Origin of the sequence: Zeimonas sediminis (assembly GCF_023721795.1) — a bacterium.
Lineage (GTDB): Bacteria > Pseudomonadota > Gammaproteobacteria > Burkholderiales > Burkholderiaceae_E > Zeimonas > Zeimonas sediminis.
Map to the genome: position 1 here is coordinate 2,347,358 of NZ_JAMQYE010000001.1, position 12,505 is coordinate 2,359,862.

Here is a 12,505-nt window from a genome sequence, read left to right on the forward strand (position 1 = left end):
GGCGGTTTTCGCACCATTCCGGAGCACCCGAATTGCAGACCGAAGCGATCCTCTCCCCCTACGATGGCTCCAAGGTCGGCGACATGCCGGTCTGCTCGGCCGAGGACATCGAGCGTTCGATCGGCCGCGCGCAGGCCGCCTACCAGGTCATGCGCAAGCTGCCGCGCTTCGCCCGCGCCGACATCCTCGCCCGGGCCGCCGAGATCCTGCGCAGGCGCCGCGAGGAGTTCGCGCGCCTGATCGCGGCCGAGGCCGGCAAGCCGCTGTACGACGCGCGCGGCGAGGTCTCCCGCGCCACCTTCAACCTGTCGAACGCGGCCGCCGAGGCCCGGCGCTTCGGCGGCGAGGAAGTGCCGCTCGACATGGACGCCGGCGTGTTCGAGTACCAGACGACCGACAGCGAGGGCCGCGCGGTCTCGCTGGACAAGCTCGACCTGGAGGCGCTGGCGAAGATCCGCCGGCGCGTGGGCATCGCGCGCCGCTACCCGATCGGCGTGGTGCTGGCGATCGCGCCGTTCAACTTCCCGCTGAACCTGGTGCTGCACAAGGTGGCGCCGGCGCTGGCCGTGGGCAACAGCGTCGTGCTCAAGCCCGCGCCGCAGACGCCGCTCACCTCGCGCCTGCTGCAGGAGGTGCTGGCCGAGGCCGGGCTGCCCGACGGCGCGCTCGAGGTCTGCCACTGCCCGGTGCCGCTCGCCGAGGCCATGGTCCGGGACGAGCGCTTCGCGATGGTCAGCTTCACCGGCAGCGCGAAGGTCGGCTGGCACATCAAGGACATCGCGGGCCGGAAGAAGGTCGCGCTGGAGCTGGGCGGCAACGGCGCGGTGATCGTGGCCGAAGACGCCGACCTCGACTACGCGGCGGCGCGCTGCGTGCGCGGCGGGGTCGTGTACGGCGGGCAGTACTGCATCGGCGTGCAGCGAATCCTCGTGCAGCGCAGCGTCGCGGCCCGCTTCACCGAGTTGCTGGTCGAGAAGGTCAAGGCCTGCAAGGTCGGCAACCCGATGGAGGAAGGCGTCGACGTCGGGCCGGTGATCGACGAGAACGCCGCGATCCGCATCCAGTCCTGGGTCGACGAAGCCGTTTCGCAGGGCGCCCGGCTGCTGTGCGGCGGCAAGCGCGAGCGCGCAGTCGTCCTGCCCACCGTGCTGACCGACACCCGGCCCGGCATGAAGGTCGAGGACGACGAGATCTTCGGGCCGGTGCTGACGGTGAACGCCTACGACACCTTCGACGAGGCGGTGCAGCGCGCCGCCGACTCGCGCTACGGCCTGCAGGGCGGGCTGTTCACCCAGGACCTGCGCCGCGCGTTCCGCGCGATCGAGGACTGGGAGGTCGGCGGCCTGATGATCAACGACGTGCCGATCTACCGGATCGACAACATGCCGTTCGGCGGCTGGAAGGAGTCGGGCTTCGGCCGCGAAGGCACCCGGTACGCGATGGAAGAGATGAGCGACATCCGGCACCTGGTGGTCAACTATGCCTGAGGCCGGCCCGCGCGCCGGCCGCTCGCCCGCCGCTGCCGCAGGCGGCGGGTCGGCGGCGCCGCTGGCCGTCGGCATCGCCGGCCTCGGCAACATCGGGCTCGACGTCGCGCGCTGGCTGGTCGGCGCCGCGCCGCCGGGGCTGCGGCTGGCCGCCGCGGGCGGCCGCGACCCCGCAGCCGTCGCGGACCGACTGGCCGCACTCGGCAGCGATGCGCGCGCGGTCGCGCTGCCCGAACTGATCGATCACTGCGACGTGCTGGTCGACTGCCTCGCGCCCGAGGCCTCGGCCGAGCTGCTCGACGCCTGCGTGGAGAGCGGCAAGACGCTGGTGCCGGTCAGCGTCTGCGTGCTGCTGCTGAACCCCGGGCTGCTCGAGCGGGCGCGCCGGTCGGGCACCCGCGTGATCGTGCCCTCCGGCGCAGTGGCCGGGCTCGACGCGCTGCGCGCCGCCGCGATCGGCGAGCTGCGCGCGGTGCGGGTCAAGACCAGCAAGCCCCCGGCGGGACTCGACGGCAAGGCGGCCGACGCACCGCAGCAGCTGTTCGCCGGCGACGCGCTCGAGGCCTGCCGCGCCTGGCCGCGCAACGTGAACATCGCGGCCACGCTTGCGCTGGCCGGGCTGGGCGGCGAGCGCACCGAGGTGCAGATCTGGAGCGACCCGGCGCTCGCGCGCAACGTTCACGAGATCGAGATCGACAGCGACGCCACCTCGATCCGGATGCGGATCGAGAACCGGCCGAGCGCGGCCAATCCGCGAAGCAGCGCGCTGACCGCGCAGAGCGTGTGCGAGGCGCTGCGGGGGCTGGTGGAGCCGGTGCGGGTGGGGACCTGAGCCGAGCTTTTGCCGCGGGGCGGCGAGGACTACAATCGGCTGCACGTGGAGCCGATCATGAATGCCGCCGAAGCGCTGAGGTTACTCAGGGAGAGCAAGCCGGTGCTCGCCGCTCGCTATGGCGTCACCGAGCTCGCCCTGTTCGGCTCGACAGCGAGAAACACGGCCCGTTCCGACAGCGACGTCGACGTTCTGGTTTCCTTCGACGGCCCCGCCACTTCAGAGCGCTACTTCGGCGTCCAGTTCTACCTCGAGGATCTGCTCGGTCGCCCGGTCGATCTGGTCACCGACAAGGCATTGCGACCCGAACTTCGCCCGTACGTCGAGCGCGAGGCGGTGCATGTCTGACCCGGTCGGCCGCGCCTGGCACTTCTACCTCGACGACATGATTCGGTTCGCCGAAAGGGTTGCCTCCTATACGGAGGGATTCGATCGATCCGGATTCGCGTCGAGCGGGCTCCGTACGACGCCACGCTCCGCAATCACGAGTTGATCGGAGAGGCCGCGACGCACATTCCAGCCGAGATTCGGGCAGCAAACCCACAGATTCCTTGGCGGCAGATCATCGCGACGCGCAATCGCCTGATCCATGGGTATCTTGGGATCGACGACGACACCTTGTGGAGCATCGTCGAAGCCGACATACCCGCACTACTGCTCGCACTTCGGGCGCTCCGAAAGGCTGTCGCCTGAGACAACCCGCTCAGCGAGTCGCGGCCACCAGCCCGCCGTCGACCACGATTTCGGTCGCGGTGATGTAACGGCTCTCGTCGGCGGCGAGGAACACGACCGCGTTGGCCACGTCCCAGCCGCTGCCCATGTGCTGCATCGGCACCTGCTTGTGGCGGTGCGCGATGAAGCCCTCGGTGTCGCCCTTCGCGTACTTGGCGGCAAGCCCCTCGATCAGCGGCGTGTGCATCAGGCCCGGCACCACGCAGTTCAGCCGGATGCCCTCGGCCGCGTGGATGATCGCGGTGGTGCGGGTGAACTGCATCAGCGCCGCCTTGGCCGCGGCGTAGGCCACCTGCGGCTTGCCGATGTAGCGCAGGCCGGCCACCGACGAGATGTTCACGATCGAGCCGCCGCCCTGCTTCTGCATGATCGGGATCACCCGCTTGCACGACAGGAAGGCGCCCTTCAGGTTGACCTCCAGCTGCTGGTCCCAGGTCTCCTCGGCCATGTCGACCGGGCCGCCGGGCTGCGACAGGCCCACGTTGTTGACCAGGATGTCGATGCGGCCGAAGCGGGCCAGGCAGTCGTCGACCACGCGGAAGACGTCTTCGGCGCGGGTCACGTCGCAGGCCTCGACGTGGATCGCGTTGCCCTCGGCCTCGATCGCCTTCTGCGTGACCTGGGCATTCTCGAGCTTCAGGTCGGTGCCGTAGACGCGCGCGCCCTGGCGTGCGAGCAAGGCAGCGGTGGCACGGCCGTTGCCCCAGCCTTCGGCGACGGCGCCGCAGCCCATGACCAGGGCGACCTTTCCGGTGAGATCGAGCATCGGGGAGTCCTCGGCAGATGGCGAATGCGGCGATGCTACCAAGCGGGCCGCCCGCCCGGCGCGGCGCCGCCCCGCGAGCGTTCCGGGAAGATTCCCGCCCGCCACGGCCGGGGCCCCGGAAAGCCGCGCCAGCGCGCCCCGCGAGGCGTATAAAGGAAGCTTGGGACGCGCGGGCCGGCCCGGTGCGCGCGCCGACCGGAAACGGCTCGACCCGCACACACGCATGAACGCCCGCAGGAAGCTGCTCGCAGGCGCCCTGGCCGCGGCGCTCGCCGCCGGCCTGTACTGGGCGCTTCGCGAGACCGGCGCACTGGCCACGATCATGGACGCCGACGCGCTGCACGCGCAGATCGTGCGGATCGGCGCCTGGGGACCCGCGCTCGTCGTCGCGCTGATGATGCTCGCGATCGTGGCCAGCCCGCTGCCCAGCGCGCCGATCGCGCTGGCCGCGGGCGCGGCCTACGGCGACGGCTGGGGCACCCTGTACGTGCTGCTGGGCGCCGAGCTGGGCGCGCTCACCGCGTTCGCGATCGCCCGCGCGGCCGGGCGCGACACCGTGCATCGCTGGTTCGGCGACCGGCTCTCGGTGGGCCTGATCGGCTCGCAGAACACGCTGATGGGGATCGTGTTCGTCAGCCGCCTGCTGCCCTTCGTGTCGTTCGACGTGGTCAGCTACGCGGCAGGCCTCACGCTGATCTCCGCGTGGCGCTTCGCGCTCGCGACCCTCGCGGGGATCGCGCCCACCAGCTTCCTGCTCGCCCACTTCGGCAGCGAGATGGGCAGCGGCGAGCCCGGGCGAATCGGTTGGTCGGTGCTCGCGCTGGGCAGCTTGACCCTGGTGCCGCTCGTGGCGGCCTGGCTTCGGGACAGGCGCGCGCGGCGGCGCGATACTACCGGCGGGCCCGACCGGCCTGCCTAGCGCATCCGCACTGCGAGGCTCTGCGTGGCGCGACCGATGAAGCCCCGCACGTCGTAGAGCGCCGACTCGGCCAGCCCGGAGCCGTCGGGCCCGATCGCGGTGCGCGCGTCCAGGCAGATCCACTCGCCGACCGGCTTGCGCAGCAGGTTGATCGTGAGGTCGGCGTTCACGTACAGGTAGCGCTCGATGTCGAGCACCGCGCTGACGCCGTTGCCGGAGTCGGCCGCGACCGCGACCCGGGCGTAGGGGCTCGGCGCCTCGCCCTGCACGAGCGGATACCGCAGGCGGAACCAGATCGCGCAAGGCCCTTGCCACATCGCGCCTTGCGCGAGCCGCGTTTCCACCAGATCGGCGTAGCCGACGTGCTTGCCCGCGAACGGGAAGTTCACCGGCGGCGAATCGTCGGGCGCGCGCGGTGCCTTCGGAAAAGGGTGGCCCGGAAGCGAAGCGGGCAGCTCGACAGCCGACTCGCGCTGCGCGAGCGCGGTGAGGCGAGCGATGTGGCCCAGGCCGTGCTCGCCTGCGGCAACCTCGATCGCCCGGCAGGCCAGCGCGACCGGCGGGCCGCCGTGCTGGTGGGCGGGATCCCAGGGGCCGCGGGGGAGCTCGGTGGCGTGGAAGCGGCCGAGGGCGGAGGAGATGTAGGCGGCGTCGGGAAGGCCTGGCTTGCTAGGCGGAGTGTCGGTCATCGGGTGCTTCGAATCGAGGAGGGCAATCCCCGGGGATTCTGGCACGGGAGGTATGCTGGTCAACGCCCTTGGCCGCTCAGGAGAAACCGATCCGCTCGCGATATCAGCGATCGCTTCCACCGCCCGCACGCGGCCTGCGCCCAGGCTCGAACAGTCGGCACTCATGAAGCAGTTGCGGCCAGCTGCGGAAGCCGTGCCTCTCAGGAGTCTCCTCCGGATAACGGGTGGCGAGCAGATCGCCTCGATGCTCGCTCTGCGATCTCGAAGTGCTCGGTTGGTCAGGAATCCGCAACGCGGGTGCCTCTACACGCCGGGTAAGTCGTGCAGCCCCAGAACGCTTTGCCGGCATTCGCGCCGCGCGTGGCAACTCGCCGGACCATTGCACTGGCGCACTGCGGACACGCCGGCGCTTCGGCAGCCGGGGCTGCAGGGGCCGCCGCCGGCGACCGCGGCGTCACAGCCCCGATCAGCTTCATCAACGCTTCGCCGTCGACGAGCCTCAAGTTGCGCCCCTCAGCGAAGCGCCGTGCCTCGTCAGTAAAGCGACCCGAGGTCACGACGAAGCCGCCCGCCGCGCCGCGTGCGGCCATCACGCCGTAGAGCTGACGAACGACGTCGACACCGACCTTCAGCGCCCTCCACTGCTTGCATTGCACGAGGAAGGTCTCCGCGCCCTTCTTCAGGACGAGATCGACACCGCCGTCCGGGCCCGCGCCGCCGGTCTCGTCAACGCGGAATCCGCGACGGCGAAAGGCCTCGCCGACCAGCATCTCGAACTCCTGCCACGACATCCCGTCGAGCGCGCCGGCCGCCTTGCTCGCCTGCACGTTCCGCGCCAGCGCGCACCGGGTCGAGCGGCGCCACGCGGAAGCCGCCGCGCCGACCAAACACAGGAAGGGCAGGAGGTACTGGCCGATCGATGCGAGGGTCCGCAACAAGGTCGCGGCAGCCACCCCGCCGATCTGGCCAGGCTGCACTGTCGGTGCCGACTGCGGCACGGCCATCGTACTGAGGAGCAGATACGAAAGGGCCGCGAGTCCGACTCCCATCCACCATGGGAGAACCGCGACCAACTCGGTCACGTCTTCCAGCGTGCTCGAACGACGTCTACGCGACATGGGGCCTCCCTTTCCCACTCGGATCATCCGAGCGAGGATAGGGAGGGCGGCACCGCCACGCGGCCGCAAGAGGCCGGGCGGCGGAACGCGGTATACCAGCGGCTGCTCAGGCCACCTCGACCCGCAGCCGCAGCCCCAGCGCCCGCACGACCCTGAGCACGGTGGAGAAGCCCGGATTTCCGTTCTCGCTCAGCGCGCGGTACAGGCTCTCGCGACTCAGGCCGGCGTCGCGCGCGACTTCCGTCATGCCCTTGGCGCGCGCCACATCGCCGAGCGCGCGTGCGATCCCGGCCACGTCGTCTGGCGCATCCTCGAGCCACGCGTCCAGATAGGCGGCCATTTCCGCGGGGCTACGAAGTTGCGCGGCGACGTCGTAGGGCAGCGTCTCGTGGCGCGCTGTCATGGTCTCCGATGCTTTCGCCATCGCTGCTTACTCCCGAAAACTCCTGGCGAGATCGATCGCCGCTTCGATATCGCGCTGCTGGGTGGACTTGTCGCCACCGCCCAGCAGGACGATCAGTTCTTCGCCGCGCACCATGTAATAGACGCGGTAGCCGGGGCCCACATCGATCCGCAGTTCGAACACACCGGCAACGAGGTAACGATGGTCACCCGGATTTCCATGGCATAGGCGGTCGACACGGACCTGAATTCGGGCCCGAGTTCTGGTATTCCGCAGGCCGTCGATCCAGTCGACATAGAGCCGAGTCGTGTAGGTTCGCATGGCAAGTATGTAGCCTGTAGGCTACAAAGACAAGTAGCGCGTGCGAACGAGCGTATCGAGCGGATGAGGGCGCGTCTGTAACACCGAAGGCCGACCCCCGATGCGCGTGACCGGCCTAGGTCATTGGAGCGAAGAATCGGCGCGGCAAGGCGGCAACTCGAGCGCCGCCAACCTGCGATGCCCCAGCTACTCCTTGAAGTACACCACCTGGTGACTCGTCGCCAGCAGCTCCCCGCCCTCGCTCCAGATCTCGGCCGACTGGTCGTGATAGCCGAGCCCGAAGCGAGAGGCGCGCGCGGTGGCCAGCACGTGCTTCTCGCCCACCCGGGCCAGGTGCTTCGAGTCGGCGTGGAAGTAGGTGGTCAGCGACACGGTGCCGGCCGGCACCCGGCGCGGGCGGCGGATCATCACCCGCGGGAAGAAGGAGTCGCAGATCGCGGCCAGCGACAGGAAGTCCATCGGTCTCGGCGGCTCGTCGCGGATCCACAGCGTGCTGACCGAGTCGAGCTCCTGCTCGGGCTTCGAGCCGTCGGGCCAGTAGCCCTTCACGAAGCGCATGTCGTAGCACCTGGTCCACTGCGCGAAGCGGCTGCTGTCCATGCGCGGCAGCGCGTCCGCGGCCGGCACGTGCGGGAAGCCGGCCTCGGTCGAGGCCCAGGTCTCGCGACGCAGCGCGAAGAACGCGGTGGCGGTGGTCGTCACCGCGTCGCCCTGGCTCATGGTCATCGACCAGTGCTGCGTGGAGCGGTTGGTGCGCATCGGCACCGCGTCGATCCGGAACTCGCCGTCGGCCACCGCGCCGGCGTAGTTGATCGTGAGCGCCACCGGGTCGCCGAGGCGATCGGGGTGAGTGAGCGCGGCGTTGAGCATCGCCGCCGCGGTCGTGCCGCCGAAGGGGCCGACCATGTTGGCGTAGGCCGGCTCGGTTCGGCCGGCGAGCGAGCCGTCGGGGTTGCGGACCAGGCGGGTGGCGCGGTCGATGGGGTGGGCGGGGTCGGTCATGGCGGAACGGGCGGTGCAGTCGCGAGATGTCCAGCAACTATAGGCCAGGCACTCCGCGGCCTTCGCGGCGCGGCGATCCGGAATCTGGCCGGCACGCGCGCCTCGCCACGGCCTGCGCCGCTCACTCCTCCGCCAGCTTCCTGCGCGCCTCGCGGCGTTCGATCGCCTTCTCCTTGCGGCGCTTGTCGTACTCGATCTTGACGAGCTTCTCCTTCTCGCCCAGCTCGGCCGCCCGGGCGGTGAGCGCCTGCAAGTCGGCCTGGCCGCCCATCATCATCGTGCTGAACAAGGTGCGCTCGGACTGCAGCGCCTGCAGCTCGGCCCTCTCCTCCCAGTCGATCGCGAAGTCCTCTTCCATGTTCGCCAGGTCGAAGGCGCGCAGCTTGTCGCCGTTGCGGTACTTCGCCAGCGACTTCCTGTTCCGGTCGCCCACGCTGGCCACGTGCTTGCGCTCGCCGTCGTTCCAGCGCTGCTCGTCGCGGGTCAGCTCGCCACCGATCGGCTTCGCCAGGATCGGCTCGGGATCGCGCGCAAGGCCCATGGATTCGGCCTTGGCGAGCAGCGCCTGGTCCTGCTCCTTCAGCAGGGCGTGCTTGCGCCGCTCGACCGCCAGCCGCTCCTGGTGGACCTTCCCCGCGGCCTGCTTGCGAATGCGGAACATCTCCGCGGAGAGCGACTTCATCGCCGACTCCATCTTCGCCATCCGGGCCTCGGCCGGCTCGGCGCTCGTCGACATCAGGCTGTCGGACAGGCGCTTCTGGAACTCGGCTTCCGCCTTGGCGACGTTCGCGTCGTGCTCGGCCTGCAGCTGGACGCGGCGCAGCTCGAACTCCACGTCCACCTGCCGCAGCTTCTCGCGATAGTCCTGCTCGACCGCGCGCGCCTGCTCCTGGAAGTCGCGGCGCGCGTCGTTCAGCGCCTGGTCGCGGTCGCGCTTCTGCTCGCGCCGCTCCTTCTGCGCGGCATTGCGCTGGTCGCGCAACTCCTTGTCAGGCTGCTGGGCGTGGGCGGAAACCGGCTGCAACCCGATGCCGGCGGCAAGCGCCAGGCAGGCGAAGAAGGCGTGCTTCATCGGCGTCTCCTCGGAATCCGCGGGCGCGGGGCGGCCCGGCAGTTCCGAGGGTAGGACAGCGGGGGGCGGCTGTCACCCGGTCTCGGGCGTGGATCGCCGAAGCCGGAACGGATTCAGGACTCCGCCTCCTCGATCCTCAGGTCGGGAAACCGGAGCGGCGTGCCATCCTCGGCGAAGGCGCTGTACTCGAGCCGGTCCGGCGAGCCGGCTCCGAACACCGAGGCCAGCGTGGCCACCCCGAGCGCCGCCAGCCAGCCGTGGTCCACCGGCGGCACGAGCTCCACGAAGTAGTTCGGGGAGCCTTCCAGCTCGTGCGGACCGATGCCCTCGGGCAGGTTCGTCGGCGCACCCCAACCGAGCCGCAACAGCGCGCGGTGCTGGCTGTCGCTTATCGTCGCGTCCTCGGGCAGGTAGTAGGCCGACGTGGCCTCGGCGCGCATGCCGAACACGCCCTGCGCGGCGAACTGCACGTACAGGTTCGTGCCGCGGATCACGACGATCAGGTACTCGTCCTCTCTCATGGCCTGCAGGGCCAGGCCCAGCCGCACGACCAGATCGTGCCAGGGCGTCGTGTCCGTCGCCTGCGCGCTGCTCGCGGCCGCCCGCGCGATGGCCCGGGCCGCGATCCGGCTCGCCTTTTCCGTCGGCGAATCCCCATTCTTCCGGTCTGCCATGACGCTTCCTCCCGATGACTCGTCTGCCGGCCGGCTTTCGCCGTCCCCGTTGCCACTCCTGCTGGTTAGTGGCATAATGCCAATATCTTAGCTTGTTAGTGGCACCGCCGCAATAAGATGACAGGCCCTCAGCTCTACCCCTTCGTCGCGACCAACGTCGCGCTGTTCACGCTCGACGGCGACTCGCTGCGGGTGCTGGTCGGCAAGCGCGCCAACGCGCCGCAGGCCGGCCGCTGGGCGCTGCCCGGCGGCGCGCTGAAGCCCGAGCTCGACGACGACCTGGCCGCGTCGGCCCGGCGCGTGCTGCGGGAGAAGGTCCGCTTCGACCCGACCCTGCTCGAGCAGGTGCGCGCGTTCAGCGGGCGCGACCGCGACCCGCGCGGCTGGTCGGTGGCCACCCTCTTCTACGCGCTGCTGCCGCAGGACAGGATCGACGCCGCCGCCGGCCACAAGACCGAGGCGATCGACTGGGTCGATGCGGCCCGGCCCGGCCGGCCGCTGGCCTTCGACCACGCGCAGATGCTCGCCGAGGCGGTCGCCCGGCTGCGCGCCAAGGTCGAGCACGACGCGCTGCCGCTGCACCTGCTGGCCGACCGTTTCACGCTGACCGAGCTGCAGCGCGCCTGCGAGGCGATCACCGGCCAGCCGCTCGACAAGAGCGCGTTCCGGCGCCGGCTCAAGGCCCGGGAAGGACGGGACTTCGTCGAGGTGCCCGGCGAGTTCGCGCAGGGCGCGCACCGGCCGGCCCAGTACTACAAGCGAGCCAGGGGGTTCAGGTTTTGAGGACGAGCCACACACATCCGCTGCGGATCGACGAGGTCGCTGCGGGCGAAGCCGGCGGCGTCATCGGCATCACCTTCTGCCCCGGCAAGCAGGGCGACAGCTACTCGGGCGCGCCGTGGGCGCGCGACCTCGAGGCCGACCTCGACGCGATCGCACGCTGGCAGCCCGGCGCGATGCTCACGCTGATCGAGGACCACGAGTTCGACATGCTCGGCGTGCCGCGGCTCGGCGAGCGCGCGCCGGCCCGCGGGATCGAATGGCATCACCTGCCGATCGTGGACGTGCAGCCGCCGGACGAGCGATTCGAGTCGTTGTGGGTCGAGCGGGGGCCGGGGCTGGTGCGGTTGCTGCAGGAAGGCGGCAAGGTTCTGGCGCACTGCCGCGGCGGGCTCGGGCGGGCGGGCACGGTGGCGGCGCTGCTGCTGGTCGGGATGGGGGTGCCAGGCGGGGAGGCGGTGCGGCGCGTGCGGGCGGCGCGGCCGGGGGCGATCGAGACGGGCGCGCAGTTGCGGTACGTGATGGCCGCCGGGCGGTGAGCGCGCATCAACCCAGCGCAAGCAGCGCCGCCTCGGGCGCCTTGTCCAGGATCTTGAGCAAGGCCTTGGCCGCACCGGTGGGGTAGCGCTTGCCCTGTTCCCAGTTGCGGATCGTGTCGAGAGGCACGTCGATCCGCCGGGCGAATTCCTGCTGCGTGAGCCCCAGGCGCCGGCGCACGCGCCTGGCGAATCGGCCGGCATCCTGCATTGCATCGACATCGTCCTCGGCCCGCTGAAGGGCGAGGTCTGCCTCGGTCGTGGCGTCGAGCCGACGGCGGTCGACCCGTGCCTTCGGCAGGGTCGAGGGCTGGCGGAAATCAACGCTGACGCGGACTGTCTTCATGCGGGGATCCTCGCGGCACGCTGTAGTTCAATGGCCGACATCCAGCAACAGTCCCGCGGGTCGTCAGCCTGAGGAATGACTCTCGCTCATGTCGCCAGCGACGACATATCCACGAAACGTGTCGCCAAAACGCGATTTCGGCGACATGTCCTCGAGCCAGGCCCGGCGGTCATAGCACCGCCTCGAGCCCCTTGCGTTCGATGAGGTTGAGCAACTTCAACGACGGGCCGCTCGGCTTCTTGTCGCCGGCCTCCCACTTCTGGACCGTCGACAGGCTGGTGTTCAGCACGGCGGCGAACACAGCCTGGCTGACATGCGCGCCCTCGCGCAGCGCCTTGATCTTCTGCGGGGGCATCTCGGGAACGTCGAGATGACACAAGGCCTCGAACTCGCCCATGCGGCGCTTGCTGATCAGGCCCGCTCCGTGGAGCCCCTGCGCGGTCTCGCGCATTTCTTCGAGGATTCGACTCTTACGCCTGGTCGTTGCCACCACCGATCTCCACAAGTTCGCCGGCTGCGAGAGCGGCGGCCAGTTGACGATCGCCGAACCCAACGAGCTCCTTCGCCACTTCCTGAAGCGCCCGCAGTTCGTCCGTATCGATGCTCGAGCGCTCGTTCTTGCTGAAGCCGTAGATGAAGAACCAGCGGGCGAAGGTGCGGGTCCGGAAAACTCGCAACGTTTTCACTATACCACCAGGTGCAATACTTATCCAGCCTTCGGAAGTTCGGCGATGAGCGACTGCGAGCAGTCGCACCGCCGGATGTCTGGTTCGATCCTATGCAACCGGGAACGCGAAGTCTGTAGAACGTTCGGCCGAGTCGGGGACC

18 protein-coding genes are annotated in these 12,505 nt (G+C 70.0%); 7 read left to right on the forward strand and 11 right to left on the reverse strand.

Annotation, left to right across the window (positions count from 1 at the left end; translation table 11 throughout):
- Positions 1 to 32 precede the first annotated feature (32 nt).
- The 4 genes from M6I34_RS11070 to M6I34_RS18270 all read left to right on the forward strand — a co-directional run bounded on the left by M6I34_RS11070 (position 33) and on the right by M6I34_RS18270 (position 3,012).
- A complete protein-coding gene (locus M6I34_RS11070) occupies positions 33 to 1,487 on the forward strand; it encodes an aldehyde dehydrogenase family protein (RefSeq protein WP_272485738.1) in 1,455 nt (484 codons plus the stop codon).
- On the forward strand, positions 1,480 to 2,319 hold the full coding sequence (locus M6I34_RS11075) for an aspartate dehydrogenase domain-containing protein (RefSeq protein ID WP_272485739.1): 840 nt from the start codon (positions 1,480 to 1,482) through the stop codon (positions 2,317 to 2,319). Before M6I34_RS11070 ends, M6I34_RS11075 begins: the two co-directional genes overlap by 8 nt.
- Positions 2,320 to 2,376: 57 nt before the next feature.
- Complete coding sequence (locus tag M6I34_RS11080; protein WP_272485740.1) at positions 2,377 to 2,667, forward strand: nucleotidyltransferase family protein; 291 nt, start codon at positions 2,377 to 2,379, stop codon at positions 2,665 to 2,667.
- 93 nt (positions 2,668 to 2,760) lie between these two features.
- Entirely contained in the window at positions 2,761 to 3,012 is a 252-nt protein-coding gene (locus M6I34_RS18270) for a HepT-like ribonuclease domain-containing protein (RefSeq protein WP_418953553.1), read from the forward strand.
- 10 nt (positions 3,013 to 3,022) lie between these two features.
- Here M6I34_RS18270 and M6I34_RS11085 read toward each other — a convergent pair whose 3' ends face one another.
- Positions 3,023 to 3,817: an SDR family NAD(P)-dependent oxidoreductase gene (locus M6I34_RS11085; RefSeq protein WP_272485741.1), complete on the reverse strand. Its 795-nt coding sequence runs from the start codon at positions 3,815 to 3,817 to the stop codon at positions 3,023 to 3,025.
- 223 nt (positions 3,818 to 4,040) lie between these two features.
- Here M6I34_RS11085 and M6I34_RS11090 point away from each other — a divergent pair, with 223 nt between their 5' ends.
- Positions 4,041 to 4,736 carry a TVP38/TMEM64 family protein gene (locus M6I34_RS11090; protein WP_272485742.1) on the forward strand — a complete coding sequence of 232 codons (696 nt, stop codon included), beginning with the start codon at positions 4,041 to 4,043 and terminating at the stop codon, positions 4,734 to 4,736.
- Here the strand turns inward: M6I34_RS11090 and M6I34_RS11095 are convergent.
- The 7 genes from M6I34_RS11095 to M6I34_RS11125 all read right to left on the reverse strand — a co-directional run bounded on the left by M6I34_RS11095 (position 4,733) and on the right by M6I34_RS11125 (position 10,015).
- Positions 4,733 to 5,425, reverse strand: coding sequence for a thioesterase family protein (locus M6I34_RS11095; protein WP_272485743.1), 693 nt, complete (start codon positions 5,423 to 5,425; stop codon positions 4,733 to 4,735). The two genes, M6I34_RS11090 and M6I34_RS11095, sit on opposite strands and share 4 nt — an antisense overlap.
- Before the next feature lie 278 nt (positions 5,426 to 5,703).
- On the reverse strand, positions 5,704 to 6,543 hold the full coding sequence (locus M6I34_RS11100) for a restriction endonuclease (RefSeq protein ID WP_272485744.1): 840 nt from the start codon (positions 6,541 to 6,543) through the stop codon (positions 5,704 to 5,706).
- Between the two features lie 106 nt (positions 6,544 to 6,649).
- Complete coding sequence (locus M6I34_RS11105; protein WP_272485745.1) at positions 6,650 to 6,967, reverse strand: addiction module antidote protein; 318 nt, start codon at positions 6,965 to 6,967, stop codon at positions 6,650 to 6,652.
- Between the two features lie 6 nt (positions 6,968 to 6,973).
- A complete protein-coding gene (locus tag M6I34_RS11110) occupies positions 6,974 to 7,267 on the reverse strand; it encodes a type II toxin-antitoxin system RelE/ParE family toxin (protein ID WP_272485746.1) in 294 nt (97 codons plus the stop codon).
- Between the two features lie 186 nt (positions 7,268 to 7,453).
- On the reverse strand, positions 7,454 to 8,269 hold the full coding sequence (locus tag M6I34_RS11115; protein WP_272485747.1) for an acyl-CoA thioesterase: 816 nt from the start codon (positions 8,267 to 8,269) through the stop codon (positions 7,454 to 7,456).
- A gap of 121 nt (positions 8,270 to 8,390) precedes the next feature.
- On the reverse strand, positions 8,391 to 9,341 hold the full coding sequence (locus M6I34_RS11120; RefSeq protein WP_272485748.1) for a hypothetical protein: 951 nt from the start codon (positions 9,339 to 9,341) through the stop codon (positions 8,391 to 8,393).
- Between the two features lie 113 nt (positions 9,342 to 9,454).
- Entirely contained in the window at positions 9,455 to 10,015 is a 561-nt protein-coding gene (locus M6I34_RS11125) for a TY-Chap domain-containing protein (protein WP_272485749.1), read from the reverse strand.
- 117 nt (positions 10,016 to 10,132) lie between these two features.
- Here M6I34_RS11125 and M6I34_RS11130 point away from each other — a divergent pair, with 117 nt between their 5' ends.
- Positions 10,133 to 10,798, forward strand: coding sequence for an NUDIX hydrolase (locus M6I34_RS11130; protein ID WP_272485750.1), 666 nt, complete (start codon positions 10,133 to 10,135; stop codon positions 10,796 to 10,798).
- Entirely contained in the window at positions 10,795 to 11,334 is a 540-nt protein-coding gene (locus M6I34_RS11135) for a cyclin-dependent kinase inhibitor 3 family protein (protein ID WP_272485751.1), read from the forward strand. The genes M6I34_RS11130 and M6I34_RS11135 overlap by 4 nt, the downstream gene beginning before the upstream one ends.
- 7 nt (positions 11,335 to 11,341) lie before the next feature.
- On the opposite strand, the gene M6I34_RS11140 is transcribed toward M6I34_RS11135, so the two are convergent.
- The 3 genes from M6I34_RS11140 to M6I34_RS11150 all read right to left on the reverse strand — a co-directional run bounded on the left by M6I34_RS11140 (position 11,342) and on the right by M6I34_RS11150 (position 12,363).
- A complete protein-coding gene (locus M6I34_RS11140) occupies positions 11,342 to 11,677 on the reverse strand; it encodes a helix-turn-helix domain-containing protein (protein WP_272485752.1) in 336 nt (111 codons plus the stop codon).
- A gap of 169 nt (positions 11,678 to 11,846) precedes the next feature.
- Positions 11,847 to 12,128: a helix-turn-helix domain-containing protein gene (locus M6I34_RS11145; RefSeq protein ID WP_272485753.1), complete on the reverse strand. Its 282-nt coding sequence runs from the start codon at positions 12,126 to 12,128 to the stop codon at positions 11,847 to 11,849.
- Between the two features lie 19 nt (positions 12,129 to 12,147).
- On the reverse strand, positions 12,148 to 12,363 hold the full coding sequence (locus M6I34_RS11150) for a type II toxin-antitoxin system RelE/ParE family toxin (RefSeq protein WP_272485754.1): 216 nt from the start codon (positions 12,361 to 12,363) through the stop codon (positions 12,148 to 12,150).
- Between the last annotated feature and the right edge of the window lie 142 nt (positions 12,364 to 12,505).

Excerpts from the sequence above, each read along its gene's own strand:
- M6I34_RS11145 (WP_272485753.1), bottom strand. The coding sequence starts at position 12,128 with ATGCGCGAGACCGCGCAGGGGCTCCACGGAGCGGGCCTGATCAGCAAG.
- M6I34_RS11095 (WP_272485743.1), bottom strand. The coding sequence starts at position 5,425 with ATGACCGACACTCCGCCTAGCAAGCCAGGCCTTCCCGACGCCGCCTAC.
- M6I34_RS11125 (WP_272485749.1), bottom strand. The coding sequence starts at position 10,015 with ATGGCAGACCGGAAGAATGGGGATTCGCCGACGGAAAAGGCGAGCCGG.
- M6I34_RS11100 (WP_272485744.1), bottom strand. The coding sequence starts at position 6,543 with ATGTCGCGTAGACGTCGTTCGAGCACGCTGGAAGACGTGACCGAGTTG.
- M6I34_RS11115 (WP_272485747.1), bottom strand. The coding sequence starts at position 8,269 with ATGACCGACCCCGCCCACCCCATCGACCGCGCCACCCGCCTGGTCCGC.
- M6I34_RS11080 (WP_272485740.1), top strand. The coding sequence starts at position 2,377 with ATGAATGCCGCCGAAGCGCTGAGGTTACTCAGGGAGAGCAAGCCGGTG.
- M6I34_RS11075 (WP_272485739.1), top strand. The coding sequence starts at position 1,480 with ATGCCTGAGGCCGGCCCGCGCGCCGGCCGCTCGCCCGCCGCTGCCGCA.
- M6I34_RS11110 (WP_272485746.1), bottom strand. The coding sequence starts at position 7,267 with ATGCGAACCTACACGACTCGGCTCTATGTCGACTGGATCGACGGCCTG.
- M6I34_RS11105 (WP_272485745.1), bottom strand. The coding sequence starts at position 6,967 with ATGGCGAAAGCATCGGAGACCATGACAGCGCGCCACGAGACGCTGCCC.
- M6I34_RS11140 (WP_272485752.1), bottom strand. The coding sequence starts at position 11,677 with ATGAAGACAGTCCGCGTCAGCGTTGATTTCCGCCAGCCCTCGACCCTG.
- M6I34_RS11085 (WP_272485741.1), bottom strand. The coding sequence starts at position 3,817 with ATGCTCGATCTCACCGGAAAGGTCGCCCTGGTCATGGGCTGCGGCGCC.
- M6I34_RS11130 (WP_272485750.1), top strand. The coding sequence starts at position 10,133 with ATGACAGGCCCTCAGCTCTACCCCTTCGTCGCGACCAACGTCGCGCTG.
- M6I34_RS11090 (WP_272485742.1), top strand. The coding sequence starts at position 4,041 with ATGAACGCCCGCAGGAAGCTGCTCGCAGGCGCCCTGGCCGCGGCGCTC.
- M6I34_RS11120 (WP_272485748.1), bottom strand. The coding sequence starts at position 9,341 with ATGAAGCACGCCTTCTTCGCCTGCCTGGCGCTTGCCGCCGGCATCGGG.